Source organism: Rahnella sp. PD12R (genome assembly GCF_019200965.1).
GTDB lineage: Bacteria > Pseudomonadota > Gammaproteobacteria > Enterobacterales > Enterobacteriaceae > Rahnella > Rahnella laticis.
Genome location: NZ_JAHTMS010000001.1, coordinates 532,289 through 558,327 on the forward strand (window position 1 = coordinate 532,289; position 26,039 = coordinate 558,327).

The 26,039-nt window shown below is 54.5% G+C and carries 18 protein-coding genes; 8 read left to right on the forward strand and 10 right to left on the reverse strand.

Features of this window, described 5'->3' with window-relative positions:
• Window positions 1-371: 371 nt before the first annotated feature.
• The 3 genes from KWG64_RS02415 to rcsB are packed head-to-tail and all read left to right on the forward strand — an operon-like array spanning window position 372 to window position 4,886.
• Window positions 372-1,502, forward strand: a complete 1,131-nt coding sequence (locus tag KWG64_RS02415) for an MFS transporter (RefSeq protein ID WP_218520811.1) — start codon at window positions 372-374, stop codon at window positions 1,500-1,502.
• 38 nt (window positions 1,503-1,540) lie between these two features.
• Window positions 1,541-4,231 carry a phosphotransferase RcsD gene (gene rcsD / locus KWG64_RS02420; protein WP_218520812.1) on the forward strand — a complete coding sequence of 897 codons (2,691 nt, stop codon included), beginning with the start codon at window positions 1,541-1,543 and terminating at the stop codon, window positions 4,229-4,231.
• A gap of 4 nt (window positions 4,232-4,235) precedes the next feature.
• On the forward strand, window positions 4,236-4,886 hold the full coding sequence (gene rcsB / locus KWG64_RS02425) for a response regulator transcription factor RcsB (protein WP_013574620.1): 651 nt from the start codon (window positions 4,236-4,238) through the stop codon (window positions 4,884-4,886).
• A 72-nt stretch (window positions 4,887-4,958) separates the two neighbouring features.
• Here rcsB and rcsC read toward each other — a convergent pair whose 3' ends face one another.
• A complete protein-coding gene (rcsC, locus tag KWG64_RS02430) occupies window positions 4,959-7,829 on the reverse strand; it encodes a two-component system sensor histidine kinase RcsC (protein ID WP_218520813.1) in 2,871 nt (956 codons plus the stop codon).
• A 149-nt stretch (window positions 7,830-7,978) separates the two neighbouring features.
• Window positions 7,979-10,630 carry a DNA topoisomerase (ATP-hydrolyzing) subunit A gene (gyrA, locus tag KWG64_RS02435; protein ID WP_195812940.1) on the reverse strand — a complete coding sequence of 884 codons (2,652 nt, stop codon included), beginning with the start codon at window positions 10,628-10,630 and terminating at the stop codon, window positions 7,979-7,981.
• Between the two features lie 260 nt (window positions 10,631-10,890).
• Here gyrA and ubiG point away from each other — a divergent pair, with 260 nt between their 5' ends.
• From ubiG to yfaE, 4 genes are all read left to right on the forward strand, one after another.
• Window positions 10,891-11,628 carry a bifunctional 2-polyprenyl-6-hydroxyphenol methylase/3-demethylubiquinol 3-O-methyltransferase UbiG gene (gene ubiG / locus KWG64_RS02440; protein ID WP_195825113.1) on the forward strand — a complete coding sequence of 246 codons (738 nt, stop codon included), beginning with the start codon at window positions 10,891-10,893 and terminating at the stop codon, window positions 11,626-11,628.
• A gap of 503 nt (window positions 11,629-12,131) precedes the next feature.
• A complete protein-coding gene (nrdA, locus tag KWG64_RS02445) occupies window positions 12,132-14,414 on the forward strand; it encodes a class 1a ribonucleoside-diphosphate reductase subunit alpha (RefSeq protein WP_195825114.1) in 2,283 nt (760 codons plus the stop codon).
• A gap of 77 nt (window positions 14,415-14,491) precedes the next feature.
• A complete protein-coding gene (gene nrdB, locus KWG64_RS02450; RefSeq protein ID WP_195825115.1) occupies window positions 14,492-15,622 on the forward strand; it encodes a class Ia ribonucleoside-diphosphate reductase subunit beta in 1,131 nt (376 codons plus the stop codon).
• Window positions 15,623-15,883: a class I ribonucleotide reductase maintenance protein YfaE gene (gene yfaE / locus KWG64_RS02455; protein ID WP_195812944.1), complete on the forward strand. Its 261-nt coding sequence runs from the start codon at window positions 15,623-15,625 to the stop codon at window positions 15,881-15,883.
• 132 nt (window positions 15,884-16,015) lie between these two features.
• On the opposite strand, the gene KWG64_RS02460 is transcribed toward yfaE, so the two are convergent.
• The 3 genes from KWG64_RS02460 to KWG64_RS02470 form a co-directional block, all read right to left on the reverse strand.
• Window positions 16,016-16,498: a hypothetical protein gene (locus KWG64_RS02460; protein WP_218520814.1), complete on the reverse strand. Its 483-nt coding sequence runs from the start codon at window positions 16,496-16,498 to the stop codon at window positions 16,016-16,018.
• A gap of 40 nt (window positions 16,499-16,538) precedes the next feature.
• On the reverse strand, window positions 16,539-17,744 hold the full coding sequence (locus KWG64_RS02465; protein WP_218520815.1) for a nicotinamide mononucleotide deamidase-related protein YfaY: 1,206 nt from the start codon (window positions 17,742-17,744) through the stop codon (window positions 16,539-16,541).
• Window positions 17,745-18,006: 262 nt separating this feature from the next.
• Window positions 18,007-18,552, reverse strand: a complete 546-nt coding sequence (locus KWG64_RS02470; protein ID WP_218520816.1) for a YfaZ family outer membrane protein — start codon at window positions 18,550-18,552, stop codon at window positions 18,007-18,009.
• Between the two features lie 321 nt (window positions 18,553-18,873).
• On the opposite strand from KWG64_RS02470, the gene KWG64_RS02475 reads away from it, so the two are divergent.
• Window positions 18,874-20,307: a catalase gene (locus tag KWG64_RS02475; protein WP_218520817.1), complete on the forward strand. Its 1,434-nt coding sequence runs from the start codon at window positions 18,874-18,876 to the stop codon at window positions 20,305-20,307.
• A 55-nt stretch (window positions 20,308-20,362) separates the two neighbouring features.
• On the opposite strand, the gene menE is transcribed toward KWG64_RS02475, so the two are convergent.
• The 5 genes from menE to menD are packed head-to-tail and all read right to left on the reverse strand — an operon-like array spanning window position 20,363 to window position 26,036.
• On the reverse strand, window positions 20,363-21,739 hold the full coding sequence (menE, locus tag KWG64_RS02480) for an o-succinylbenzoate--CoA ligase (RefSeq protein ID WP_218520818.1): 1,377 nt from the start codon (window positions 21,737-21,739) through the stop codon (window positions 20,363-20,365).
• Window positions 21,724-22,725 carry an o-succinylbenzoate synthase gene (gene menC / locus KWG64_RS02485; protein WP_218520819.1) on the reverse strand — a complete coding sequence of 334 codons (1,002 nt, stop codon included), beginning with the start codon at window positions 22,723-22,725 and terminating at the stop codon, window positions 21,724-21,726. Before menC ends, menE begins: the two co-directional genes overlap by 16 nt.
• Complete coding sequence (gene menB / locus KWG64_RS02490; RefSeq protein ID WP_195816357.1) at window positions 22,725-23,582, reverse strand: 1,4-dihydroxy-2-naphthoyl-CoA synthase; 858 nt, start codon at window positions 23,580-23,582, stop codon at window positions 22,725-22,727. Before menB ends, menC begins: the two co-directional genes overlap by 1 nt.
• Window positions 23,569-24,366: a 2-succinyl-6-hydroxy-2,4-cyclohexadiene-1-carboxylate synthase gene (gene menH, locus KWG64_RS02495; protein ID WP_218520820.1), complete on the reverse strand. Its 798-nt coding sequence runs from the start codon at window positions 24,364-24,366 to the stop codon at window positions 23,569-23,571. Before menH ends, menB begins: the two co-directional genes overlap by 14 nt.
• The gene (gene menD / locus KWG64_RS02500) at window positions 24,363-26,036 is read right to left on the reverse strand and encodes a 2-succinyl-5-enolpyruvyl-6-hydroxy-3-cyclohexene-1-carboxylic-acid synthase (RefSeq protein WP_218520821.1); all 1,674 of its coding nucleotides are present in this window, start codon (window positions 26,034-26,036) and stop codon (window positions 24,363-24,365) included. The genes menH and menD overlap by 4 nt, the downstream gene beginning before the upstream one ends.
• Window positions 26,037-26,039 lie beyond the last annotated feature (3 nt).

The window sequence follows — 26,039 nt, forward strand, 5'->3', positions numbered from 1 at the left end:
TGTGATCGCCTCTTAGATTTTCTGGCACTAATGTATTCCGCCGGTAAATAATTAAGACTATGCGCAATCACAGTGACTTATGCTTTCTGATAAAATGCCCGGTTAGTAAGTTTGTGTGCTGTTTTTCAGCGCCTGACAGCCGTTAAAAGGCGACGGATTAAGCGAAAAACCGGGTTGTCGTGCAACCCCTTCCGGCCCGTTTAAGAGAGATAAAAACCGGCAGGCAGGATTGATTAATTTTTTTTATAATTTCGCCAATCAGGACAAAGGGATTTTGCACCATGCCTCATGACCCGCTGCTCACACAGCCTGCTACAGAAAATGTTTCAGACGTTGATTCACAGAATGCTTCAGAAGAACGGAGCGCCGCAATGCCTCAGCCCGGCGTCGCACAGCAACACGCGACACGGCTTATTTTTCTGCTTTCCGGCTTTGCCATGGCAGCCTGGGCACCGCTGGTGCCGTTTGTGAAATTGCGGCTGGATATCAGCGACGGCACGCTGGGATTATTGCTGCTGTGTATCGGCGCAGGCTCGACGTTTTCGATGCCGCTGACCGGTTTTCTCACCGGTAAACTCGGGTGTAAAACCGTGATTTTAATCGCCAGCACATTGCTTTTGCTAGCGCTGCCGTTACTGACGCTGATGAACAGCGTGGAAGGTATGGCGCTGATTTTGCTGGTGTTCGGCGCAGCAATTGGCATGGTCGATGTGGCGATGAACGTTCACGCCGTGGTGGTCGAAAAAGCCAGCGGACGCGCGATGATGTCCGGGTTCCACGGCTTTTTCAGCATGGGCAGTATTTTTGGCGCACTGGCGATCACCGGCCTGCTTTTTCTGGGCCTAACACCGTTTATTTCAGTGATGATCGTGGTGGCCGCGCTGGCCGTTTTAGTGGTGCTGACCAGCCCTCATTTTTGGAAAGACACCCGCCACGACGGCGACGGGCCGATGTTTGTTCTGCCGCGCGGCTGGGTGATTTTGCTCGGTTTGTTATGTTTTGTGATGTTCCTGACCGAAGGCTCAATGCTGGACTGGGGCGCGCTGTTCCTGACCACGGAACGCGGTGTTTCCGCCCATCAGGCCGGTCTGGGTTATGCGGTATTTTCCATTGCGATGACCATTGGCCGCCTGACCGGCGACCGTATTATTGCGGCAATGGGACGTTATAAAGTGCTGATGTTTGGCAGCCTGTGCGCCAGCCTCGGCATGATTTTACTGACCACGGTGGACAATCTCTGGTTTGCCGGTCTGGGCTTTATCATGACCGGTTTTGGTGCGTCGAATCTGGTGCCGATCATGTTCAGCGCCGCGGGGAATCAGACGGCGATGCCCGCCAGCATGGCTATCGCTTCCGTGACAACCCTGGGTTATGCAGGTATTTTGGCAGGTCCCGCGCTGATTGGCTTTATCGCGCAACTGAGCAGTTTGTCTGTCGCACTGGGCTGCGTGGCGGCAATGATGTTATGTGTCACGGTCTGCGCGAAAGCCGTGCTCCGATAAAAGAGTGATAACAAGAATGAAGGAAAAAATTCATCATCATGGCTGGTAAATATTTATCACTGACATCAACCAATATTACGCGTTTCTTCTGGTTGTTCATCCTGTTGCTGGTCGTGGGGCTGGGCCTTTACGGTTACAACTACACCAACGCGTACATGAACGACAAACTGCACACGACGCAAACCCTTGCCGATCAGTTGCAGAAGCGCATCGATAAATATCGCTACATGACCTACCAGATTTACGATGATTTTTCCGGCCAGCCGATGACGCCCGATGCGGTGAATGCGCAGGAAATTCGTCTGCGTCAGGATATGTTCTTCGTTTCCAAGCCGCACAAGAAAACGGATGCGCTGATTTTCGGCACGCACGACAGCTCGACGCTGGATCTCACGCTGAAAATCTCGGCGTTTCTTGACGATCAGTGGGGCTCAGCCACCCTGCCTTATTCCCTGTATTACCTCAACGGCCAGGACAACAGCATGATGCTGATTACCACCGTGCCGTTGCAGCAGCAGGATTCCCGGCTGAAAGAAAACTATTTCACCAGCACGCTGCAATCGCGCCGTGCGGAAATGCTCCAGCAGGCCAACACGCTGGACGAGCGGGAAAGTTATTCTCCGCTGCGCAAATCCCGTCAGAGCAACGAATATTCATTCTCCCTGCGCACGACCTTCAATAATCCGGGCCATCTGGCGACGGTAATTGCCTTCGATTTACCGATGAGCGACCTGATCCCGTCAAGCATGGCGCGGGATAATTTCCAGCTCAACGGCAATACCGCGGACGTCAATGAAGGAGATCCGACCGACGATGGCGCTGCGAGCACTATTACGCTGCAAGGCTGGTCGCTGGTCTTTAATGTTCCGCTGAACAATTCTCCGCTGTCGCTGACTTATCATGTGCCGCTGTTTAGCCTGGTTGTGGATCTGTCGCGCAACAACTTCTGGCTGATCCTCATCAATCTGTTCCTGATGGGGCTGGCGATGGCGAGCATCTATTTCATCCGCCATCAGTACATCCGCCCGAGCGAGAATATGGCGGCGCAGTTACAGATGCAGCAGGCGCTTAATCAGGAAATTATCTCCGGTCTGCCGCTCGGTTTGCTGGTGTACAACTTCAGCAACCACAGCGTGATCCTGAGCAACAAGATTGCCGATCAGCTGCTGCCGCACCTGAGCCTGAATAAAATTGCCAATATGGCCGAGCAGCATCACGGCACGATCCAGGCCACCGTCAATAATGAGGTGTACGAGATCCGCATGATCCGCAGCCAGATTTCACCGGAAACCTACCTGTTCATGCTGCACGACCAGGACAAAGAAGTGATGGTGAACCGGACGCTGCAACAGGCCAAACGCGAGTTCGAAAAGAATCTGCAGGCGCGCAAACTGATGCTGCATAACCTGGGCATTGAGCTTAACCAGCCGCTTCAGGAACTCAATGGACTGGCGCAGGCGCTGACCGAAGAACAGCAACCGGAAGAGCGCCTGACGCTGGAAGCCAAGCTGCTCAACGAATCGCGTAACGCGCTGACGCTGGTGGACAATATTACCCTGCTGACGCGTCTGGAAACGCAGGACTGGCAGCCTTCCAGCGACGGTTATGTGTTATCGGCGATGGTTGATGAACTGTTGCTCGACGCCCTTCCCCGCCTCAGCCAGAAAGGGCTCGGGTTGCTGAACCATTTCCAGATTGCGCCGGAAGCGTCCTTCGTGGGCGATATGCAGGCGGTGAAGAAAATTCTGTCACTGCTGATTGATTACGCCATCGTGACCACGTCGCTGGGCAAAATCACGCTGACCAGCGAACAGGACGAAGATCGCCCGGATCAGCTGATTTTCCACATTACCGACACCGGCAGCGGAATTTCGAAGGAAGAATTGAGCAATCTGAATTATCCTTTCCTGAGCCAGACGTTAGTCGATCGCTTTAATCACGGGTCAGGACTGACGTTCTTCCTGTGTAATCAGCTGTGCAAAAAGCTCGGCGGCCAGCTCGAAATCCGCAGTAAGCTGAACATCGGAACCCGCTACACCGTGCGCGTGAAACAGCGTCCGCAGGCGCAGGAAGTCGAAGCCGAACATGAGAAACTGCTCAATGATGTCACGGTTTTACTCGACATCACGTCGGAGGAAGTTCGCGGCATTGTCACCCGTACCATGAATGCGTACGGCGCGGTGTGTATTGTGGCAGATGAGCGCCAGGTGACGCGCGAGTACGACGTGCTGCTGACGGATAACGCGCAAAACAGCGATAAATATACGCTGCTGCTGACCGACGATGAAGCCGGTTTCCAGCCGCTTGAAAAGCATTATATTCGCGTCAATTACAACATCAGCAGTGCGCTGATCGACGCAACCTTACTGTTAATCGAACAGCAATTTTCTGTTTCCGATGACAGTGTTTCACCCGAAGAACCCGGCGAAGACTCTCTCGACCAGTACGAAAAGCAGTTAAAATCAAGCGATTACTATCAGCTTTTTGTCGAGACAGTACCGGAAGATCTTGAGAAACTGTATAATGAAAACCAACGTCGTGATTTTACGTCACTGTCACAAACAGCACATCGCCTTAAGGGGGTATTCGCCATGCTGAATCTGACTCCCGGCAAGCAAATGTGCGAAGCGTTAGAACAATACATCGCAGACGGCGATGCATTACAGATTACTGAAACCATCAATCACATTGATTCTTTTGTCTCCAGACTGCTCCAGCAAGGTAGCTAATCACATGAATAATATGAACGTAATTATTGCTGATGACCATCCTATCGTCCTGTTTGGTATTCGTAAGTCCCTTGAACAAATTGAATGGGTGAACGTTGTCGGCGAATTCGAAGACTCGACAGCACTGGTTAACAGCTTAAGCAAACTTGACGCCCATGTTCTGATTACTGACCTTTCAATGCCGGGCGACAAATTCGGCGACGGCATTACGCTGATCAAGTACATCAAACGTCACTATCCGCAGCTGTCCATTATTGTTCTGACCATGAACAATAACCCGGCGATCCTGAGCTCAGTACTGGATCTGGATATTGAAGGGATTGTGCTGAAACAGGGCGCGCCAACCGATTTACCCAAAGCGCTGGCCGCGTTGCAGAAAGGCAAGAAGTTTACCCCTGACAGCGTTGCCAAACTGCTGGAAAAAATCAGCGCCAACGGTTACGGCGACAAGCGTCTGTCTCCGAAAGAAAGCGAAGTTCTGCGTCTGTTTGCAGAAGGCTTCCTGGTGACTGAGATTGCTAAAAAGCTGAACCGCAGCATCAAAACTATCAGCAGCCAGAAGAAATCTGCGATGCTGAAACTGGGCGTGGAAAACGATATCGCCCTGCTTAACTATCTGTCTTCCGTCAGCTCTCAGCCGGTCGATAAAGACTAACGTTTCAGGACGTTACTCTGATTGCTGAACGTTAAGATATAAAAAAGGCACCTCCGGGTGCCTTTTGCTTTTCTATTCCTGCTCACTTTCCCGCTTTTTGCGGACCAGCGCGCTGTAGTAACTCAGCGTATCGCGCAACGTTTCCAGCGTGACCGGTTTCGACAGACAGTTATCCATCCCCGCTTCCAGACAACGCTGACGTTGCTCGGCCAGTGCGTTGGCCGTCACACCAATCACCGGCAGCGTATGGCCCAGCTCACGCAGTTTTTGCGTCAGGCCGTAACCGTCCAGCCGTGGCATGTTGACGTCACTGAGCACGATGTCGATATCGTGAGAACGCATGGCGTCCAGCGCATCCATACCGTCATTCGCCGTCACCACGACGTATCCCATCGTGCCCAGCTGATCTGCCAGCAGACGCCGGTTGATCGGATGGTCATCTACCACCAGCAACGTGATATCGCTGTAATCGTGAACCACAGTGATTTCCGGTGCCGGTAAACCGCCCTCTTCTGCTGACGTTTCCAGCCGGTAAATACGGTTTAGCAGCGCGGTGATTTCCAGCGGTGTCGAAGTGCTGTGAACCCAGTACCCCGGACGCGTCTCGACCGGCGGCCCGATGTGCGCGATAGAAAACTCAATCTGCGCCGCCAGTTCACCTTTGTGGATGAGCGGCGTATCGGTGATCAGCACATCTTCGCGCTGGCTTTGCATTCCCGCCTCAAAGCGCTGAATATTTGCGCCGTGGTAACGCAACAGCTGCATCAGATAGCTTTCCAGATACGCGTTACGCACATCCAACCAGACCGTTTTGTCCTGCCAGTTATCGAGCGGTTCTGCGGACGGGAACGTGGCGTTGTAAAGCGGAATACGCACGGTAAACGAACTGCCCAGCCCCGGTTCGGATTCGACGTCAATATCGCCATCCATCAGGTTGATCAGCTTTTCACAAATCGCCAGCCCGAGCCCGGTGCCCTGGAAGTGGCGCTGCACGCCGGTTCCGACCTGGAAGAACGGGTCAAACAGGCGCGTGATTTCCCGCTCCGGGATGCCCACGCCGGTATCGCGCACCTGGAATTCCAGATAATTACCGCAGGTTCTGACGTTCAGAACGATACAGCCGGTATCGGTAAATTTGATCGCGTTATTCAGGATATTGGAAATCACCTGTTGCAAACGCACCGGATCGCCGTTAAACGACAGCGGCACGTTGTGCTCGATAAAGCAGTAAAGGCCGAGGTGCTTTTTCACCACCAGCGGCAGGTAGTTGCCGGCAATATGGGTAATCACTTCACGGCACGAGAATTCCTGCGGCTCGATTTTCAGCTGCTCGGATTCAATTTTCGAGAAGTCGAGAATATCGCTGATGATTTTCAGCAAAAGCGCCGAGGAGTTGTTCATCGCCGTCACCAGGCGGTCAACGCCCTGCGGCAGACCCTGCGTTTGCAGTAAATCCAGGTTACCGATAATCCCGTACAGCGGCGTACGCAATTCATGGCTGACCGTCGCCAGGAACATGGATTTCGACTGGCTGGCCTGTTCCGCCGCATTGGCCATTTCCTGGAGCGATTCCTCCATTTTCACCCGCGAGCTGACATCAATCAGAACGCAGATCGCCACGTCCTCATTCCGGTAGCGCGAGTGAACGAAACTCAGCTGGATATTGTTGTTATTCTTGGTAATCACATCAACAAAATTGACCTGCTGATCGCAGATGATCCGCGTAATACGCTGGCGGTCTTCCTGCGTCAGCATATTGATATAATTATGCGCCAGCTCGTTACTCAGGATATTCACGCCATCGCTGATGCGCAGAATCGAAATCCCCACCGGCGCCGAGGCAACAATTTTATGGTTAAACTGCTCATGCTCTTCCAGACGGAAGGCGTTTTCTTCCGCCGGTAAAAACATCTTGCGTTCAAATACCCAGGCCAGAATAAACAGCAGCAGGCCGGAGAAAATATTCAGCAATACGGCGTTGAAAATCAGTATCTTGAACCGTTCAAGCAGCGTGTTGAACGGCATTGAATAAACCACGCTCAGCGTGGATGGCGTCAGCGGCTTTTTATAAATGAGATCTTTATAGCCGTTCATGTAGCCGAAATAGGAGCTTTCTTCCGGGTAATTTCCCAGCGTCGCCGTGTTGCCGTCATCTTCAGAAATGCTCAGCAACGGCTGATCGTCTTCATCCAGCAGCGTCACGCCGGTGTGCTGGGCGTTAGGATTCAGCAAATCTTCCAGACGCAAATTTTGCTGAATACCCATCAGCGCTTCGAGTTTATTACCGACATAAATTGGCGTTAACACATACAGATAGCCGGAATCTTTATTGCCGGATTGCGACACCCAGTACAGGCTGTTGGCTTTGTCCTGATTCTTACCGTTGCGGTATTGCAGGATTTTCTCGTGCAACGATTTCAGCTGCTCCTGACTTTCACGCTCCAGCGGTTCGCTGCTGACCCCAAAATCCACCAGACACAAATTCTCGCCGCTGATATAGAACACGCGGTTCAGATCGTAGGCATCGGAGAAATTGTCTTTCCAGTAATGGATCATGTTACCCAGCGAGGCCAGCGAGTTGCGGTAGCTGCTGTTGATCTGGGAACAGTCGGATTCAGGAAACAGCGAAAGATAGGTCGGTGGCGTGTTTTTGGTGCTGATCATGCCATTGATGATATCCAGCCCGTTCATAGAATCGCTGAGACGCTTTTCGGCCATAAACTTTATGCTGTGCATGACGTCATTGGAGTTTTTGACGTAGCTCTGCGCCAGATCGTAGTTGAGGTTATCCTCATCGCGGATCTCAGATTCTTTGTTGTGGAAGATATTCAGCACATAAAAGGTGGTCAGCAACACACCCAGTGTCCACAACATAAGCGCCAGCACCCGGAAAAGGTAACGGGAGATTCTCAACGTTGTGCGAAACGAAGCAAGATATTTCAAGGATTAACCATTGGTGTAGCGGCTCAGTGAGCAGGATACGATTGAGATTCAGAATACACTATTGTCGTGGTTTCTAAAAAATACGATGTTAATAAAAAAGGCATAACACGTTGCCATGTTATGCCCTTCATTTATCCGACTAAGAAAACTTATTCTTCTTCGTCGTCTGCTGGCTGATCGTCTTCACCTTCTGCGTCGTCCGGCAAATCGGCTGCTTGTGCCGCTTCCAGTTCGCCCGCTTCAGTGGCTACGCCATCCAGTTCTTCGTCTTCTACCGGCTCTGCAACACGTTGCAGACCGACGACGTGTTCTTCTTCTGCGGTACGGATAAGCGTCACACCCTGAGTGTTACGGCCTACGGTACTCACTTCAGAAACACGGGTACGCACCAGCGTACCGGCGTCGGTGATCATCATGATCTGATCCGCTTCATCTACCTGAATCGCGCCAACAACCGGTCCGTTACGCTCGCTCACTTTGATTGAGATAACGCCCTGCGTTGCGCGGGATTTGGTTGGATATTCGGTGGACTCAGTACGTTTACCGAAGCCGTTTTGCGTCACAGTCAGAATACAACCGTCGCCGCGTGGGATAATCAGGGACACAACGCTGTCGCCTTCACCCAGACGGATACCGCGAACACCGGTCGCCGTACGGCCCATCGAGCGGACGGCTTCTTCAGAGAAGCGCACCACTTTACCGGCCGCAGAGAACAGCATGACTTCATCTTTACCGTCAGTCAGGTCAACACCAATCAGCTCATCACCCTCGTTCAGGTTGATGGCGATGATGCCGGCGCTGCGTGGACGGCTGAAATCGGTCAGAGCAGTTTTCTTCACGGTACCGCTGGCGGTGGCCATGAACACATGGCGGCCTTCTTCGTACTCGCGTACTGGCAGAATGGCGGTAATACGTTCGTTTGGCTCAAGCGGCAGTAAGTTGACGATCGGACGGCCACGGGCACCGCGGCTGGCTTCCGGCAACTGATAGACTTTCATCCAGTACAGACGTCCGCGACTTGAGAACATCAGAATGGTGTCATGGGTGTTAGCCACCAGCAGACGGTCGATAAAGTCTTCTTCTTTAATACGTGCGGCTGACTTGCCTTTACCACCACGACGCTGCGCTTCATAGTCGGTCAGAGGCTGATATTTCACATAACCCTGATGCGACAATGTCACCACAACGTCTTCCTGATTGATCAGGTCTTCGATGTTGATGTCAGAAGAGTTCGCCGTAATTTCGGTGCGACGCGGATCGTTATACTGATCGCGGATCGCTTCCAGCTCTTCACGAATGACTTCCATCAGACGGTCAGGGTTGTTAAGGATGTACAAAAGCTCGGCGATTTGAACCAGCAGCTCTTTGTATTCATCCAGCAGTTTCTCGTGCTCAAGGCCGGTCAGTTTCTGCAAACGCAGATCCAGAATCGCCTGTGCCTGCTGTTCAGTCAGGAAGTATTTTCCGTCGTGAATACCAAACTCAGGTTCCAGCCATTCAGGACGGGCCGCATCATCACCGGCGCTTGCCAGCATCGCAGCAACGTTACCCAGATCCCATGAACGCGCAATCAGGCCCGCTTTCGCTTCAGCCGGAGATTGTGCAGCACGGATCAGTTCAATGATTGGGTCGATGTTTGCCAGCGCGATCGCCAGTGCTTCAAGGATATGCGCACGGTCACGGGCTTTACGCAGTTCGAAAATAGTACGGCGCGTTACGACTTCGCGGCGGTGACGAACAAACGCAGACAGGATTTCTTTCAGACCGAGAATTTTCGGCTGACCCTGGTGCAATGCCACCATGTTGATGCCGAAAGAGGTCTGTAGCTGAGTTAGTGAATAGAGGTTGTTCAGAACCACTTCACCGACGGCATCGCGTTTGATTTCAATGACGATACGCATACCGTCTTTGTCGGACTCATCACGCAGAGCGCTGATGCCTTCGACACGTTTTTCTTTCACCAGCTCGGCGATCTTTTCGATCAGACGGGCTTTGTTCACCTGATACGGGATCTCGTGAACAATGATGGTTTCGCGACCGGTTTTGGCGTCCGCTTCCACTTCAGCGCGGGCACGGATGGAGATTTTGCCACGGCCGGTACGGTAAGCTTCTTCGATACCACGACGACCATTGATGATCGCCGCCGTCGGGAAGTCAGGCCCCGGGATGTGTTCCATCAGCCCTTCAATGCTGATGTTTTCATCTTCGATGTACGCCAGACAGCCGTTGATCACCTCAGTGAGGTTATGCGGCGGAATGTTGGTCGCCATACCGACCGCGATACCTGACGAGCCGTTAACCAGCAGGTTAGGAATACGCGTTGGCATTACCGCAGGAATTTGTTCGGTGCCGTCATAGTTTGGCACGAAATCGACAGTTTCTTTTTCTAAGTCTGCCAGCAATTCGTGTGCAATTTTTGACATGCGGATTTCGGTATAACGCATGGCGGCGGCGGAGTCGCCATCCACCGAACCGAAGTTACCCTGCCCGTCCACCAGCATATAGCGAAGTGAGAAAGGCTGAGCCATACGAACGATGGTGTCATAAACAGCAGTATCACCGTGCGGGTGATATTTACCGATAACGTCACCGACCACACGGGCCGATTTTTTGTAGGCTTTATTCCAGTCGTTACCGAGGACATTCATTGCGAAAAGTACGCGGCGGTGCACCGGTTTCAAACCATCTCGCACATCTGGGAGCGCACGTCCGACAATGACGGACATCGCATAATCCAGGTAAGAGTTTTTCAGCTCTTCTTCGATGTTAATCGGTGTGATTTCTCTGGCAAGGTCGCTCATGGAGCTGCTATCCCTCTACTGATTATTCATGGCCGCTGCCCACGTAGGCATATATAGCGCAAAGGTGTAAAACTATACCACAAACCAGCCAAACGTGGAAAACAACCTCCCCCTTTTGCGCAGTATTGTCCAACATGATTCAAACCTTTGCGCAAAGCGCGTGAATTCGTACAAAGATTAGCCAGTGGCGACAAAACTGAACCAAACCGGACGGAATATGTATAATCCGCTCATCTGGATATAAGGAGTTCATCACGCTCATGACAACCACACCGGCCTCTAAGCCACAGAATATTGACCATGAAGAAATCGCCAAGTTTGAGGCCGTCGCCTCGCGCTGGTGGGATCTGGAAGGCGAATTCAAACCCCTTCACCGCATTAATCCACTTCGCCTGAACTACATTCTTGAGCGCGCCGACGGCCTGTTCGGGAAGAAGGTTCTCGACGTCGGCTGCGGCGGCGGAATTTTAAGTGAAAGCATGGCGGTGGCCGGCGCAGAAGTGACCGGTCTGGACATGGGCGGCGAGCCGTTGCAGGTCGCGCGTCTGCATGCGCTGGAAAGCGGTGTGAAAGTCACTTACGTGCAGGAAACGGTTGAAGCGCACGCCGAAGCCCATCCTCAGCAATACGATGTTGTCACCTGTATGGAAATGCTGGAGCACGTGCCGGATCCGGCGTCCGTGGTTGCGGCCTGCGCCCGTCTGGTGAAGCCCGGCGGCCACGTCTTCTTCTCCACCATCAACCGCAATAACAAAGCCTGGCTGATGGCGATTTTCGGCGCAGAATATGTGCTGAAGATGGTGCCTAAGGGCACGCATGACATCAAAAAGTTCATCAAGCCTTCAGAGTTGCTGAACATGATTGACCGCACGCCGCTGTTTGAACGCCACATTATGGGGCTGCATTACAACCCGCTGACGGACCATTTCAAGCTCGGGCCAAACGTCGATGTGAATTACATGATTCATACCCAGGCTGAAAATAACAGCGCGAGCTGAGTGCGCGAAATCACCCCCACGTCAAGCCCGGAAGATGCGTTCCGGGCTGAAATCTTCAGACTTTTCGCGAACATCCCTGCTCATAATTTCACTTAAACCTTAGTTTTTAGGGCGTTGGTTCATCCGGCAGCCGCAACATGTTTTTTTAGAATAGTTATCCAGATCAATATAGCGTTTTTTTCTAACGTTTAATAAACCGGCAGTCGATCACCTTTCGCAAAAATATAAGAAAATCGTATCTCAGATATTGACAGGTTTGTCGCGCCAGCAATGACGGACTCCTCAGGCTTGAGGCAAAAATTTCTCCCCAACTTATCCACAAAACAGGCCATTTTGTTCACTTGCAAAAGGGCCATTCAGTCACTATCTTGTCATCAGAAAATAACAAACCCACAATATATTGTGTTTATATCCTGACCAGCACACAAGGGACTCTTTGTGCTGTCGCGCGTGTTTTCACGGCAAGGTCAGGCACTGTATAAACCTTTGAGGTATCGCCCCGAATGAACCAAAGTCTGCTTGTTACTAAACGTGATGGCCGCACAGAACGCATCAACCTTGATAAAATCCACCGTGTCATTGACTGGGCAGCGGAAGGTCTTCAAAACGTATCAGTTTCTCAAGTAGAACTTCGTTCACACATCCAGTTCTATGACGGGATTAAAACCGCTGATATTCATGAAACGATTATCAAAGCGGCTGCCGATCTGATCTCCAAAGATGCCCCGGATTACCAATATCTGGCTGCCCGTCTGGCGATCTTCCATCTGCGCAAAAAAGCCTACGGCCAGTTTGAACCGCCAAAACTGCTGGCTCAGGTCACCCGCATGGTTGAAATGGGTAAATACGACAAACATCTGCTGGAAGACTACACGGCTGAAGAGTTCGAGCAGATGGACAGTTTTATTGACCACTGGCGCGACATGAATTTCTCCTACGCTGCGGTCAAACAGCTCGAAGGGAAATACCTGGCCCAGAACCGTGTGACCGGCGATATCTACGAGAGCGCACAGTTCCTCTATATTCTGGTTGCCGCGTGCCTGTTCTCCGGCTACCCGCGTGAAACCCGTCTGGACTACATCAAACGTTTCTACGACGCAATTTCAACGTTCAAAATTTCCCTGCCTACGCCGATTATGTCTGGCGTGCGCACCCCGACCCGTCAGTTCAGCTCCTGCGTTCTGATTGAATGTGGCGACAGCCTGGATTCCATCAACGCAACGTCCAGCGCCATCGTGAAATACGTTTCCCAACGTGCCGGTATCGGCATCAACGCCGGTCGCATCCGTGCGCTGGGCAGCCCGATCCGTGGCGGCGAAGCGTTCCACACCGGTTGTATCCCGTTCTATAAACACTTCCAGACTGCGGTGAAATCCTGCTCTCAGGGCGGCGTTCGCGGCGGCGCAGCGACATTGTTCTACCCGATGTGGCATCTGGAAGTAGAAAGCCTGCTGGTGCTGAAAAACAACCGTGGTGTTGAAGGCAACCGCGTCCGTCATATGGACTACGGCGTGCAGATCAACAAACTGATGTATCAGCGTCTGGTGAAAGGCGGCGATATCACGCTGTTCAGCCCGTCCGACGTGCCTGGCCTGTACGATGCGTTCTTTGCCGATCAGGACGAATTCGAGCGTCTGTATGAGAAATACGAGCAAGACAGCAGCATCCGTAAGCAGAAAGTGAAAGCGGTTGAGCTCTTCTCACTGATGATGCAGGAACGTGCTTCTACCGGCCGTATCTACATTCAGCACGTTGACCATTGCAATACTCACAGCCCGTTTGATCCGGCTATCGCGCCCGTTCGCCAGTCCAACCTGTGTCTGGAAATCGCGCTGCCAACCAAACCGCTGGACGACGTGAACGACGAAAACGGCGAGATTGCGCTGTGTACGCTGTCTGCCTTTAACCTCGGCGCGATTGATAGCCTCGACGATCTGGAAGAGCTGGCGGTTCTGGCCGTTCGCGCACTCGACGCCCTGCTCGATTATCAGGATTACCCGATCAAGGCCGCAAAACGCGGTGCGATGGGCCGCCGTACTCTGGGTATCGGCGTGATCAACTACGCGTACTATCTGGCGAAAAACGGTGTGCGTTATTCTGACGGCAGCGCCAATAATCTGACGCACAAAACGTTCGAAGCCATTCAGTATTACCTGCTGAAAGCCTCCAACGAACTGGCGAAAGAACAAGGTGCCTGCCAGTGGTTCAACGAAACCACTTACTCGCAAGGCATCATGCCGGTCGATACGTACAAGAAAGATCTGGATGCAATTTGCGACGAGCCACTGCATCTGGACTGGGATTCCCTGCGTGAAAGCATCAAAACCCACGGCCTGCGTAACTCCACGCTGTCCGCGCTGATGCCTTCCGAGACGTCTTCGCAGATCTCCAATGCCACCAACGGCATCGAACCACCGCGCGGCCACATCAGCATTAAAGCGTCGAAAGACGGCATCCTGCGCCAGGTTGTGCCTGAGTATGAGCGTCTGAAAGATCAGTACGAATTACTGTGGGACATGCCAAACAACGACGGTTATCTGCAACTGGTTGGCGTGATGCAGAAATTCATCGACCAGGCGATTTCGTCTAACACCAACTACGACCCGTCACGCTTCCCGAACAGCAAAGTGCCGATGAAACAGTTGTTGAAAGACCTGCTCACGGCCTACAAATTCGGCGTAAAAACGCTGTACTATCAGAACACCCGCGACGGTGCTGACGATGTGCAGGAAGACATGAAAGCTGAAGTAGCTGACGACTGCGAAAGCGGTGCCTGCAAAATCTAATCGTCTGTTTTAAATAAATTATATTTTATAAAACCCCCGTCAGGGGGTTTTTGCCGAGTAATTCGAGGAAGAGAGTTATGGCTTACAGTACTTTTTCGCAGAACAAAAACGATCAGCTTCTTGAGCCAATGTTCTTTGGCCAGTCAGTCAACGTTGCCCGTTTCGACCAGCAGAAACATGAGATCTTTGAGAAGCTGATCGAAAAGCAGCTGTCCTTCTTCTGGCGCCCTGAAGAGATTGATGTTTCCCGCGACCGTATCGATTTTCAGGCCCTGCCGGATCACGAAAAACACATCTTCCTGAGCAACCTGAAATACCAGACTCTGCTCGATTCCATTCAGGGACGCAGCCCGAACGTTGCGCTTTTACCGCTGATTTCCATTCCAGAGCTGGAAACCTGGGTCGAAACCTGGGCGTTTTCAGAAACGATTCACTCTCGTTCTTACACGCACATCATCCGTAACATCGTGAACGATCCGGCGATTGTGTTTGACGATATCGTCACTAACGAAGAAATCCTCAAGCGCGCGAAAGACATCTCCGGTTACTACGACACGCTGATCGAAATGACCAGTTACTATCACCTGCTGGGCGAAGGCACGCATCAGGTGAATGGCAAAACCGTCGTGGTAAACCTGCGTGAACTGAAGAAGAAACTCTACATCTGCCTGATGAGCGTTAATGCGCTGGAAGCCGTGCGTTTCTACGTCAGCTTCGCCTGTTCGTTTGCCTTTGCTGAGCGCGAACTGATGGAAGGGAATGCGAAAATCATCAAGATGATCGCCCGCGACGAAGCACTACATCTGACCGGTACTCAGCACGCGCTGAACCTGCTGCGTTCAGGTCAGGACGACCCGGAAATGGTTGAGATTGCCAAAGAGTGTGAGCAGGAATGCCACGACCTGTTCGTGCTGGCTGCGCAACAGGAAAAAGACTGGGCGGAATACCTGTTCAAAGACGGTTCCATGATTGGCCTGAACAAAGACATTCTGTGCCAGTACGTGGAATACATCACCAACATCCGCATGCAGGCCGTGGGCCTGACCGCACCGTTCAAAACCCGCTCTAACCCGATCCCATGGATCAACGCGTGGCTGGTTTCTGACAACGTGCAGGTTGCGCCGCAGGAAGTGGAAGTCAGCTCCTATCTGGTCGGCCAGATTGACTCTGAAGTTCACGCCGACGATTTGAGTGATTTCGAGCTTTAAATGACGGACAGGACGATCACACTTTCAGCAACCGGCCAGCAACTGGCCTGCAAATCCGGCCACCGGAATTTGCTGGAAGTGTTTGAGCATCATCAGGTTGAAGTGGAATACCAGTGCCGGGAAGGTTATTGCGGATCATGCCGCATGAAGCTTGTTCGCGGGACGGTTGAGTACAGTGAAAAACCCCTGGCGTTTGTGGCGGAAGGCGATGTCCTTCCCTGCTGCTGCCTGCCGGTGGGGGATATTGAAGTTGAATTTTAGCAGGCTGCTGCCCGTACCCGCTGTTGAGATTGGCTTCCGGTTTAAATTCTAAATCAAAATCAAGGTCGTGGGCATCGGCCCACACCGACCAGAGGGAGAATAAACCTTCTCCCTCTGGACTCCCGCGTTTTATCACTGCGCGCTGTCGCTGGGCCGATGGACATGTTCTGAGGCTTGGGCGCGTGGCGCAAAACCCTGCCGCTGCGCGGTGCCTTCTCTCGGTGCTGGAGCCTTGGGTCTCCAGCCCGCTTCGTTCAGCAGGATTTTTGAGTGCGCCATCTCACTATTTAAGAGAATCGATTTTGGTGCTTCTTCGTTTTTAAGAATAATGAATGGCATGGCAAGGTTGCGAACTAAAAAGCCATTGGCCGCTTTCAAAACGGCGTTGAGTGAGCGGTGAGAAACGGCGAGAGTCTTTTTTCGAGCAGGTTCGAACCCGAAGCGAAAGGACCGCGCAGCGGCGGCGTTTGCGGCACTAGCAGAAATTGCTGAAACATAGTCAGCGAGCGGCAGCGCGGAGTTAAAAAGCGCGGGTGTCCAGAGGGCGCGCGCGTTAACGCGCCCTTTGGGCCAGTTTGGGCGGCGAGCCCAAGGTTTTGCCAGTTTGGGTGGCAACCCAAGGTCTTGACCTTAAAGTTTCCCTGGCTTTGCAAAGCTAAACCTTCGCCACCCGATCCAACCACGGATAATCCGCCACCACCTCCCACCCGTTAAGATAACGCCTCAGCATATCCATCGCGACCATCGCCATCGTCTCCTGCCGTAACGTCAGTCCGTGCCGCGTGGCGGTATAACGGATCGTCAATCCGCTGGTACCGGACGGCGTATGCAAGGCAAGGCTAAGCTGATCGCCTGATAATGCCCCGACGGCCAGCGCGAGTTGTGCGCCGGTGGTTTCCGCCAGCCCCTGTGCCCGCGCCAGCAGGCATTCGAGGGATTTTTCCGGTGACGCTTCTTCGCTGTGCGCCAGCAGTTCTCCTCCGGCCAGCGGAACGCCTGCGCTTTGCAGCCGCCAGTTCAGCAGGCCGCCGGTGAAACTTTCACTCACCGCAAGACGCAGATCTTGTGCCAGCAGACGCTCAGCCAGACGATCCGGCAAACTCCCCAGACCTTCAAAAATTGTGCTCTCACCCGCCACTTCGCGGACGCGTTCGAAAGCTTTATGCATCGCCGCTTCCTGCGAACGCGGGCCGGTGACTTTCAATTCGATTATCGGTGACGATGAGCGATAGCCCATCACCACGCCTTCCGGAAGCTCAAGTTTATCCAGCTCGGTGGCGAGATCGCTTTCGCCGCGTCCGAAGGTGGTCAGACGCAGACACAACGGCGCTTCGAGTGCGGGAAATTGCTTGTGAAGGCGCGGAACAATTTGCTGTTCAACCATTACTTTGAATTCGGAAGGTACGCCCGGCGTGAAGAAAATCTGGCAGCGGTTGAGCCTGACGCTAAACCCGCAGGCCGTGCCGACCGGGTTATCCAGCAGTTCGGCGTTGGCCGGGATCTGCGCCTGTTTACGGTTGGATTCAGCCATCGGGCGGCCACGTTCGTTGAAAAATGCCTGCATGGTTTTGATCCAACCGGCATCTTCCACCAGCTCAACGCCGCAGGCTTTGGCGGCAGCCAGCGCGCTCAGGTCATCCGTTGTCGGCCCTAGCCCGCCGTTTACAATCAGCACATCGGCGATATGGCTGCGTTCTTTGAGAACGGCTACCAGCGCTTCCAGACTGTCGCCGACAGTTTCGCGGCTGGTCATCGGTAAACCCTGTTCGAACAGATAATTCGCCAGCCACGCGGAATTGGTATCCACAATCTGGCCGTGCAGCACTTCATCACCCGTACTCAGCATCTCAACCCTAAGCATCCCGTTCTCCTTCTGTTTTTTGTCACTCCACTGTAGAAAGGCTCAGGCCGAAACACAATTGCAAAAGCACAAAGTGAGAGTGCGAAAATGAACTTTCAGACGAAAAAAAAGCCCGCTGAGCAGGCTTTATCAGAAGATTTCCCTAAAGATTTCGGGTTGCAGAAAGGCGGCAAAAGAGCGAATCCCCGGGAGCATACACAAGTATGTGACCGGGGTGAGCGAAAGCAGCCAACGCATCTGCGGCCCGAAAGATGACGGGGAATCAGAAATTGATTGCGCCGCCGAGGTAGGCGCCATCGGCCACGATGTTGTCGCGGTTGCCGCCTTTGCCGTCCAGCGCCATGTAGCGGTAACCCACGCTCACGGTCACTAACGGAATCGCGGTCAGACGCACGCCTGCATTCGCTTCTTTATAGTTGCCAATGCCGCTGGACAGTGAATCCGGGGAATAATAGTAATCACCGTACAGGGTGAACAGTTTAGCGATTGGCAATTGCAGGCCGCCACCGACTGCTGCTGCGTAACCTTCGTCACCGTCTTTCGGGTTGGTGTAAAGCCCTTTACCGCCAACGGTGGCCATGAACGGACCCAGCGGGATGTTGTAGCCCAGACCCAGACCGGCAACATCGCCGTCGTCATCGTTATGTGTCCAGTCACCGCTTAACGCCAGACCCGGAGAAGTGGTGCCGAAGCCCACGCCTAAGTGAGTGTAATGCTCGCCAACTTCACCATTCACGCTGATTGCATTTGCAGAAGCAGCCGCGAACATCAGGCTGGCAGCAACACCAGCGACAAGAAACTTTTTCATTATTTATCCTAAATAATTGCTAAACGACAATGATTCTTCCGCGTGAAGTCTAAAGCAATTCACTCTGTTGTAACAACTTTTTGGAACTTTAAAACATTCGCGAAAAGGCGGTAAATTGTAAGAAACATCGATTTCATTGATGAAACGACGATTTCTAATCGGAATGATAACTCCAGCCTATTTGCCCCTGATCAATATAGGGTTTATTACTTGTGGGTAGAGTGAATTTTGCTTAGGAAAGCAACCCTCAGACAAGGAATGTAAAAAAGGCTTCCACAGCCCCTTTTACCCCACACCCGTTTCAAACTGGAAGGAATTGTCATGACGAAGAAAGGATTAACAACAGCCTCTGGCGCACCCGTCGTCGATAATAACAATGTCATCACCGCAGGCCGCCGTGGCCCGCTGCTTCTGCAGGATGTCTGGTTTCTTGAGAAATTAGCGCACTTCGACCGCGAAGTGATCCCTGAGCGTCGAATGCACGCGAAAGGTTCCGGCGCGCACGGTACCTTCACCGTGACGCACGATATTACGCAGTACACCCGCGCGAAGATCTTCTCTGAAATCGGCAAGCAAACCGACATGTTTATCCGTTTCTCCACCGTGGCCGGTGAACGCGGCGCGGCGGATGCAGAACGTGATATCCGCGGCTTCTCCATGAAGTTTTACACCGAAGAAGGCAACTGGGATTTGGTCGGTAATAACACGCCGGTATTTTATCTGCGTGACCCGCTGAAGTTCCCGGATCTGAACCACGTCGTGAAACGCGACCCGCGCACTAACCTGCGTAACCCGGCGTATAAATGGGACTTCTTCTCGCATCTGCCTGAAGCGTTGCATCAGCTGACCATCGACGTCAGTGACCGTGGCCTGCCAACGTCTTACCGTCACATTCACGGTTTCGGCAGCCACACCTTTAGCTTTATCAATGCAGAAAATGAGCGTTTCTGGGTGAAATTCCATTTCCGCTGCCAGCAGGGTATTGAAAACCTGATGGATGACGAAGCCGAAAAACTGGTCGGCACCGACCGCGAAAGTTCACAGCGCGACCTGTATGACGCCATCGAACGCGGCGATTTCCCGCGCTGGAAACTGTTCGTGCAAATCATGCCGGAAGCGGAAGCCTCCCAACTGCCGTACAACCCGTTTGACCTGACCAAAGTCTGGTTGCACAGCGATTATCCGCTGATTGAGGTCGGTGAATTCGAGCTGAACCGTAATCCGGAAAACTACTTTGCCGAAGTTGAGCAGGTGGCGATGAGCCCGGCGAACGTGGTGCCGGGCATCGGCTTCTCACCGGACAGAATGTTACAGGGCCGCCTGTTCTCTTACGGCGACGCGCACCGTTATCGTCTGGGCGTGAACCATCATCAGATCCCGGTGAACGCACCAAAATGCCCGTTCCATAATTATCACCGCGACGGCGCGATGCGCGTTGACGGCAACAGCGGTAACGGCGTGACCTATGAGCCGAACAGCGCAGGTTTATTCCAGGAACAGCCAGATTACAGCGAACCACCGCTGACGATTGAAGGCGCGGCAGACCACTGGAATCACCGCGAAGATGACGATTACTACACGCAGCCGCGCCTGCTGTTCAACCTGCTTTGCGCCGAAGAACATCAGCGTATGTTTGCGCGCATCGCGGGTGAACTCAAACATGCGTCGCCAGAAACGCAACAACGCCAGCTCGACCTGTTTTATAAAGTCGATCCGGCGTATGGCGTGGGCGTTGAAGAAGCACTGAAAGCCTGATCCGGTTAACACCGTAAGCAGTGATAAGGGCCGCGCGATGCGGCCCTTTTTTCGTCTACGCGGTCAGCGTTTCAATCCACTGCCGGATGCGCAGCCGGGAGATTTTGATACCGCCCTGCGCCAGCGTTTCGGGCAGAGCGTGATACGCCACCGGCAACTGGAAATGCGGCAATTTCCGGCTCAGCCAGAGATTCAGTTCCGCATAAACCAGCCCGGCCTGTGCGTCGAGCACCGCCACCGGACGATGTCCGAACTGTTCATCAGCAACGGGAACCACAAAAGCCTGCGAAACCTGAGGATGGCTGACCAGCACTTTTTCGATATCTTCCGGCTGAATGCCTTCGCCGCCGCTGAAAAACAGATTATCCAGACGCCCGGCGATAAACAGTTCTCCGGCATGCCACCCGCCGCGATCGCGGGTATGCAGCCAGCCGCCGGCATCCGTCAGCGGCGTCAGACCACCGTTTTTCCAGTAACCGGCCGCCAGGCTGTCGGCACGGATGAGGATTTCTTCGTCAGAAATACGGACGTCTTTTCCGGCCAGCGGCATGCCCACACCCGCCGACGCATCAGCGCGTTTGGCCGTCACCGTGGACGCCGTTTCCGTCATCCCGTAACCGCACCAGCACTGAACGCCAGCCTTTTCGGCCTCCGTGGTCAGTTCCAGCGGGATCTGCGCACCGCCGAGCAGTACGTGTCGCAGGGACGCCGGGAATGCCGGCTGTTGCAACAAACGCCAGAGCTGCGTCGGTACCAGCGACGCGTGGCTGCATTCCGCCAGCGCGGCGGCGATATTTTTATCCGCGGCCAGCACCAGCGTGGCACCGGCGGTAAGCCATCGCCAGATAATCCCCTGCCCTGAAACATGAAACTGCGGCAGCGAAAGCAGCCAGCTGTCGTTTTGTGTGAACGGAATCAAACTCAGAACGCCGCGCGCGCTGGCAAGATGCGCGGAAAGGGTATGCGCAGCGGCTTTCGGCAACCCGCTGGAGCCGGAAGTGAGCGTCATTGTTGCAATACGCTCCGGCTGCCATGAAACGCAGCTGACGGAAAACGCGTTACGCAAATGCAGCGGCGTCTGGCTCAGGGACAGCGGCTGTCCGGTCAGATCCAGCACAAAACTGATGTCCAGCTGGGGCAATAATTCTTCGCAAAGGCTCTGCGGCAACTGCGGATTCAGCGGCAGTAAACGCGCGCCAGCCTGCAACAGCGCCAGATAACTGAGCAGCGCATCCAGACTGTTTTTACTGCGCAGCACAACACCCGCGCCTTCACTGATGCCCTGCTGAATAAATCCGGCGGCCAGTGAATCGATGCGATGCTGCAAATCACGCCAGCACCAGGTGATATCCCCGGCTTTCAGCGCCACGGCAAACGGCGAACGGTTAGCCCGTTCACGCCACGGCCAGTCATTGATCATTTGCTCTGCCATACCTTTTCCAGTTGAGAAACATCCGTCAGCGGCAGTGCGGAACCCGGCCATTGCCGGACCAGCTGTGCCTGCATCAGATCCAGCGTATCGAGCCCCGGCACGGCGTCGGGCGTCAGCCATTGCGCGATACGCGCCAGCTGCGTCAGCCCGAGGCTGGATTCAATCGATGAACTGATGACGGCTTCCAGCCCCGCCGCATGGGCCTGCGCAATAAGCTGGCGGCAGCGCAACAGGCTTCCCGTCAGCGTAGGTTTGATGATGATCGCCGCCAGCCCCGGCTCGGCCTGAACGGTAAAGCCGGGCTCGCGCACGCTTTCGTCCCAGGCAATCTTAATGCCGGTGGTACGGGCAAAGTCGCGGGATTGTTCACGCGTCAGGCAGGGTTCTTCTATAAACGCGATGCGGGAACGCAGCTCAGGGGCGACGTGACGGGCAAATCCTTCGGCTTTGACCGGCGTCCAGCTGCGGTTAGCGTCGAGGCGTAAACGCAGCTCCGGCAACGCTTCCAGCAACATGCTGACATTCAGCCCGTCGCCTACCGATTCGTACAAACCGACTTTCACTTTGGCGACTTTCTTGCCAAATAAATCACCCGGCAGTTCGCCCAGACGCGCATACAGTTCATTCGGATCGCCATGACACAGCGGCGCACAGCGCAAACTCATGACTTCCGGCAATTCGCCGCGCAGTTCCGCATCGGCGCAGCTCAGACCGAACGCCACAGAAGGCAAACTGCTGAACGCCGAGGCGACCGCCGTCAGCGATGCGCCCTGCACCCACTGGCTCAGCCCGTGCTGAACGGCATCCTGCGCCTGCGGCAATCCTTCCTGACTAAAACCGGGCAGCGGCGCAATTTCGCCCCAGCCGGTTTTATCGTCCTGCCACAGTGATACCAGCAAACCGTCACGCGTTTTCAGACGCTGATTGCGCAGCACCACGCCCGCCTCCATCGGCAGGCTATACCGGTACACCGTGGCGCGGCGCATTACGGATTACGCTTAAATTTGCTGAAGTCCGGCTGGCGTTTTTCGTTAAACGCGTTGCGGCCTTCCTGACCTTCGTCGGTCATGTAGAAGAGCATGGTGGCGTTACCCGCCAGTTCCTGCAACCCAGCCTGACCGTCGCAGTCTGCATTGAGTGCAGCTTTCAGGCAACGCAGCGCCATCGGGCTGTTCTCCAGCATTTCACGGCACCAGCGCACGGTTTCTTTTTCCAGATCGGCCAGCGGAACCACGGTGTTGACCAGGCCCATTTCCAGCGCGGCTTTCGCGTCGTACTGACGGCACAGGAACCAGATTTCGCGGGCCTTTTTCTGGCCGACGATGCGCGCCATATAAGAAGCGCCCCAGCCGCCGTCGAAGGAACCGACTTTCGGGCCGGTCTGGCCAAAGATGGCGTTATCCGCGGCAATCGTCAGGTCGCACATCATATGCAGAACGTGTCCGCCGCCGATGGAGAAACCGGCCACCATCGCCACAACAGGTTTCGGGCAGGTACGGATCTGACGCTGAAAATCCAGCACATTCAGGTGGTGCACGCCGCTGGCGTCCTGATAGCCGCCGTAATCGCCACGGACTTTCTGATCACCGCCTGCGCAGAAGGCTTTTTCGCCTTCGCCGGTCAGCACAATCACGCCAATACCTTCGTCATTACGGGCATCGTCGAGCGCACGGATCATTTCTTTGACGGTCAGCGGGCGAAACGCATTACGCACCTGCGGACGGTTGATGGTGATTTTAGCGATGCCATCAACAGATTTGTGATAACGGATATCTTCAAATTCGCCGGTGCAGTCACGCCATTCGACCGGCGCATACAGTTCTTTTTCATCAGGATAAATCATGCTCAACTTCCTTTAAGACAGGTGAATTAATGAACGCCAGCGCCTGACGGGCAAATTCCGCCGGATTGTCACGATGGGCGTTATGCCCGGCATTGGCGACGGTACGCAGTTCGAAACCGGACTGCTGTGCAAGATCGATAAACTTGGTGTCAGCGCTGCCACACAGCCATGCCAGCGGGCGGGAAAGCAGGCGCAGTTCGGGGCGTAAATCGGGCTGCACCGACAGCGACGTGGAGGCCAGCATCGCGGCAACGGCGCGGGGATTATTGCCCTCACGCAATAAAACCAGCTCCGCGCGCTGTTCGTCCGTCAGGCTGGAAAACACCGGCTGCTGATACCAGCTGGCGAGTGTCTGCGGCCAGGACGCTTGCGTAAAACGGGCGGCCCATTGCTGATCGTGATGACGGCGCTGCGCGCGCTCAGCCTGACAGGTCAGCCCGGGATGTGCGCCTTCTACCAGCACGCCCTGCAAGCCGGATGTGTCACCGTAACAGGCGTGATACAGGCTGATGCGCCCGCCCAGTGAGTAACCGATCAGCCAGTAAGACGTTATGCCCTGCCCGTTCAGCGTATCGGTCAGCAACTGGCTGACGTCGGCAAAACCGGCGGCGGTAATCGCGGCGGAACGCCCGTGCCCCGGTAAATCCAACAGTAAGCACGGCCATCCGGTCAGCGAAGGCAACAGCGGCCGCCAGTCTTCAGCACTGCCTAACAGGCCGTGGAGAAAGACCAGCCACGGACGCCCTTCGGCTTCGCTACTGAGTCGCGTGCAGGCCAGCGTCATGATGCGCTGACCTCTCTGACTAAATCACGCAGACACTCAGAGCCTTCCGTTTCACTGACTTTCAGCTCGATAAGTTTTACGCCGCCGTGCTGCCAGCACTGGCCGACGGCATCGCGTAACGCACTCATGGAATCGGGGCAGGCGTATTCCAGACCAAACATCGCTGCCGCATGGCTGAATTCGACGTTTTGCGGCATGCAGTAAAAACGCTGGCGCTCGGCCTCAGGCGTCGGCAACAAAGAGAAAATCTGCCCGCCGTTGTTATTCACCACAATGATGACCGTCGGGGCGGAACACTGACGCATCAGCGCCAGCGCGTTTAAATCGTAAAGTGCGGAGATATCGCCGAGAAGCACCAGCGTGGGTTTGCAGGTTGCGCGCTGAACACCGGCGGCGGTTGAAAGCAGGCCGTCAATTCCGCTGGCGCCGCGGTTAGCGAAAACCGGATAACCGGCGGGCAACTGCGCTAAAGCATCGACAAGGCGGACGATCAGGCTGTTGCCGAGAAAAAGCTGGCCGTGCTCTGGCAATAAAGCAGGCAGCAACCACGCCGCAGCGGCCTCACCAAAAGTGCCTTCAAGGCGATTTTCCACGGCGTTCAATGCACGCAGGGAACAGTGTTCCAGCTCTTCTGCCCAGTCCGGCTGAGACTGCGCAGGGTGCGCAAAGAGCCACTCCGCGACATCGGCCTGAATACGGCGGCCGCGGTGCTGCGCCGGATCCTGCCTGCCCGGCAAGGTGTCGATCAGCCAGTATTCCTCCGGCTGGCACGCGGCCTGCCATTGCAGCAGCCGTTTACCCGTCAGCCCGCCGCCAAACTGAATCACCAGCTGCGCCCTCGCCAGGACAGACTGTGCCTGCGGTGACGCCAGCCACAAGTCTGCGCACGGCAACGGATTGCCGGTTGAAGCCTGCACGTCGCTGACCAGCGGCCAGCCGAGTTGCTCAGCCCATTGCGCCAGCAGCTCACTTTCAGAGGCAGAAATGCGTCCGGCGATAATCACGCCGCGTTTTTGCCGCCATGAAAACCAGTCAGACTGCGCCGCCGGATGCTGCACCGGCGAATAAGACAGCCACGGCTGATTTCCCTGCCACCAGTCGCCCAGCGTTTGCAGCCAGTCCTGATGTTCACCGTTATCTTCGCCATAAAGCGGCTCAGCAAACGGACAATTGACATGTACCGCGCCGTGCGTCTGCTGCGCCAGCGCGTTATCGAGAGCCGATACCAGCCAGCGGGCACTGATTTCCGGCGTCGGGCGCGGCAAATCCAGCGTTCCGACGGGATGGCTGGCAAACATGCCGGTCTGGCGGATGGCCTGATTCGCGCCGCAGTCGATGAGCTCTGCCGGACGATCGGCGGTGAGCAACACCAGTTTTTCACCGGTCAGCCCGGCTTCAATCAGCGCAGGATAGAGATTCGCGACGGCGGTGCCGGATGTCACAATCACCGCCACACGTTGCCCGCTGGCTTTTGCCAGACCGAGCGCCAGATGGCCGAGACCACGTTCGTCAAAATGGGTGTGACAGATTAGGTGCGGATGCACCGCGGCCGCAAGGGTCAGCGGCGTGGAACGGGAGCCGGGAGCAATACAGACATGCTGCACATTATGGCGGGTCAGTGCTTCAAGGATCAGCGTCGCCCAGCGACGGTTAAAGACGGCAACAGACATGAT